Below are 3,787 nucleotides of genomic sequence, written 5' to 3'. Positions count from 1 at the left end.
CGTTCGAGGCGGGCTGGGGCACGCGCTACTCGCTAAAGAGCAAGTAAAAGAACCGCCCCCCGAAACTCATCCCGGGCTGCTGACGCGGGATGAGGCGGGGGACGTGACGGGGCGGGAAGATGGAGAGTCGTAAGCCCCGTTGCGGGTGAGCCGATGGCCCAGACCGCAAGTTCACTATAGGAAGCTGTCACCCAGAGGGGAATTCGATTGTTCAGATCGACCCGATAGGGTGTCTCAATGGTTCACTGCAGCATTTTCTTCAGCTTGTAGAGGCGGTCCAGCGCGTCGCGCGGTGAGAGTGCGTCCGGATCCATGGCGCGAAGCGCCTCCTCGACCGGCGACGGCAGGGACGGCGCGAACAGACCCATCTGCGGCGTCGCGGCAGGCGGCGTTGCGACGGCGACGGTCACCTCGTGACCTTGCTCGAGCGCCGCCAGATAACGGCGTGCATCGGCGATCACCGCCTTGGGCAAGCCGGCCAGCGCGGCCACCTGCAAGCCGAAGCTGCGGTTGGCCGGGCCATCCTTCACGGTGTGCATGAAGACCAGCTGGTCGCCGTACTCGACGGCATCCAGATGCACATTGGCGATGGTCGGGAAGTCCTGTGCCAGTTCGGTCAGTTCGAAGTAGTGCGTGGCGAACAGCGTGAACGCGCAGCTCGTGGCGGCCAGATGGACGGCCGCCGCGCGCGCGAGCGAAAGCCCGTCGTACGTGCTGGTGCCACGGCCGACCTCGTCCATCAGTACGAGGCTGCATTCGGTGGCGTTATGCAGGATGTTCGCCGTCTCGCTCATTTCGACCATGAAAGTCGACTGGCCGCGGGACAGATCATCGCCCGCGCCGATACGGGTGAAGATGCGATCGATCGGGCCGATGGTCGCGGCGGACGCCGGCACGTAGCTGCCGACATGGGCCAGTAGCACAATGAGCGCGTTCTGCCGCATATAGGTGGACTTACCACCCATGTTCGGGCCGGTGATGACCAGCATGCGGCGGCTCCGGTCCAGCACGAGGTCGTTCGGCTCGAACGGCTCGTCGCGCACCTTCTCGACCACCGGGTGGCGGCCGCGCTCAATGTGGATGCCTTGTTCGTCGGTCAGCGCCGGTGCCGCCCAGTCCAGCGTTTCGGCGCGCTCGGCGAGATTCGCGAGTACGTCGAGTTCGGCCATGGCGGTGGCCGCGATCTTCAGTTCAGCAAGGCGATCGGTGAGTTTGTCCAGCAGCAATTCGTAGAGCGCGCGCTCGCGCATCAGCGAGCGCTCCTTCGCCGAGAGCACCTTGTCTTCGAACTGCTTGAGCTCTTCGGTGATGTAGCGCTCGGCGTTCTTCGTGGTCTGGCGACGCGTGTAGTGCTGCGGCGCCTTTTCCGAATGCGCCTTGGTGATCTCGATGTAGTAACCGTGCACGCGGTTGTAGCCGACCTTCAGCGACGAGATGCCGCTGGCGGCCTTCTCGCGCTCTTCCATGTCGACCAGGAACTGATCGGCGTTGGTGGAGAGCTGGCGCAGTTCGTCGAGTTCTTCGTCGTAGCCTTCGGCTAGTACGCCACCATCGCGCAGCAGCGCGGGTGGCTGCGTTATCACGGCGCGAGCGAGCAGGTCGGCGGTGTCTGCGTGATCGCCGATGCGTTCGACGAGGCTGTGCAGCAGCGGGCTGTCGAGGCCGGCGATGTCTTCGCGCAGCGACGGTGCCGCAGCGAGGCCGTCGCGCAGGGTGGACAAGTCACGCGGACGTGCCGAGCGCAGGGCGACACGCGCAAGAATGCGTTCGAGATCGCCGATGCCGCGCAGGCGTTCGCGCAGCGTGGCGTGACGGCGCGCATCGATCAGGCTGCCGATGGCCTGGTGCCGACCACGCAGCACCTGACGATCGCGCAGCGGACGATTGAGCCAGCGACGCATCAGCCGCGCGCCCATCGGCGTGACCGTTTCGTCGAGTACGCCGAGCAGGGTGTTCTCCACGCGACCGCTCTGGTGCGTATCGATTTCGAGGTTGCGCCGCGTGGCGGCGTCCATCGCGATCGTCTCACCCGCATTCTCCACGGCCATGCCGGTCAGATGGGGTAGGGCGGCCTTTTGGGTTTCCTCGACATAGCCGAGCAGGCAGCCCGCCGCGGCAACCGCCAACGGCATGCCGTCCACGCCGAAGCCGAGCAGATCACGCGTCTTGAAGAAACGGCACAGCTCGCGTCGCGCGGCGTCGCCGTCGAAATGCCAGGGCTGGCGCTTACGCAGGCCGGGCAGGGTCGAGACGAGCTTGGGCCACGCAACATCTTCGCCGACGAGGGTCTCCGCTGGCTGCAGGCGTGCGAGTTCGGCCGCGAGGCCTTCGGCGCTGCCCACTTCGGTGAGCAGGAAGCGGCYGGTGGAGAGGTCTACCCAGGCGAGGCCATAGCCTGTCGGGCCGGCGGCGATGGAGAGCAGCAGGTTGTCGCGGCGCTCTTCCATCAGCGCGGCGTCGGTCACCGTACCCGGAGTGACAATGCGCACGACCTCGCGCTTCACCGGGCCCTTGGACAGCGCGGGATCGCCGATCTGCTCGCACAGCGCCACGGACTCGCCCAGCTTCACCAGGCGCGCGAGGTAGTTCTCGACGGCGTGGTAGGGCACGCCCGCCATGGGGATCGGCGCGCCGGCCGACTGGCCGCGCTGGGTCAGGGTGATATCGAGCAGACGGGCCGCCTTCCGGGCGTCGTCGTAGAAGAGCTCGTAGAAGTCGCCCATCCGGAAAAACAGCAGGATATCCGGGTGCTCGGCCTTGGCCGCCAGGTACTGGCGCATGAAGGGCGTATGCCCGGCGACGGAGCGGTCGTCTTCTACGATTGCCATGAATTCACTGGAAAGGCGCGATGGCCGTACATGATAAGCGACCGCTGTTGGGCCTGCCGGAAACGAGGCATCGCCTGGCGCGGGCGCCCTGACGCGCCGATCTGTTCGCCCAACGGGCGGAATCTTGCAAATCACGAAATGCAAGATTATGATTTCCGCATGACAGCAGAAGACAAAGCGACTTCACGCTCCCTGGGCTTCCGGATCAGGGCAGCGCGGGATGCCAAGGGAATGAGCCAGGAAGCGCTCAGGAGCGCTTTAGGCATTGCCGACAGGCAAACTATTTCCGCGATCGAGAACGGTGAGCGGGCTGTAAAGCCCGAGGAGCTTGTTCGGCTGTGCTCACTTCTCGAGCAGAGTCTCGACTACTTCATAGATCCCTTTGTCGTCGCGGGGGAGGCAGAGTTTTCCTGGCGAGCTACCGATGCGTTGCCTGATACCGACCTGAATTCCTTCGAGGCGCGAGCTGGACAGTGGGTCGGCTTGCTGCGGTTCTTGCGAAGGTGGAACGCGTCGGCGAGCGATCCATTTTCCTTTTCTCTCCGGTTGAGCCCTCAGTCGACCTTTGAAGAAGCGCTGACGCTTGGAGAGTCAGTGGCTGAGAAGCTCGAGCTAGGCTCCGTGCCGGCCGCACGATTGACTGATCAGGTCGAGAGCGTTTTGGACATCCCTGTGCTTTTCATCGACGCCGTGGAATCACCGTGCGGGAGTGTTTCGGGCGCGACATGTCATTTGCCTGATCTCGGTGTGATCCTTATCAATCGAAACGAGCCCGAAGCGCGAAGGAACTACGATCTCGCGCATGAGCTCTTTCACGCGGTCACGTGGGACCAGATGAAGCCGGACCATCGTGACGGCTCCAAGGCGGGAAGTCCCAAGAGTAAGAGCTGGCGAATCGAGAAGTTGGCAGATAATTTTGCCGCAGGGCTTCTCATGCCACGTGCAGCACTGGACAGAGC

2 protein-coding genes are annotated in these 3,787 nt (G+C 64.2%); one reads left to right on the top strand and one right to left on the bottom strand.

The annotated features are described in order from the left end of the window. Nucleotides 1-242: 242 nt before the first annotated feature. Complete coding sequence (gene mutS, locus AC1DT2_RS17615) at nucleotides 243-2,828, bottom strand: DNA mismatch repair protein MutS (RefSeq protein ID WP_477297757.1); 2,586 nt, start codon at nucleotides 2,826-2,828, stop codon at nucleotides 243-245. A gap of 159 nt (nucleotides 2,829-2,987) precedes the next feature. Here mutS and AC1DT2_RS17610 point away from each other — a divergent pair. Then, a partial coding sequence (locus AC1DT2_RS17610; RefSeq protein ID WP_477297755.1) for a helix-turn-helix domain-containing protein occupies nucleotides 2,988-3,787 on the top strand: 800 nt, incomplete at its 3' end.

It is taken from the genome of Luteibacter sp. P4_E6 (assembly GCF_056401535.1).
Note: the sequence above shows the minus strand (reverse complement) of the source record. Positions and strands in the feature narration are given on the sequence as shown.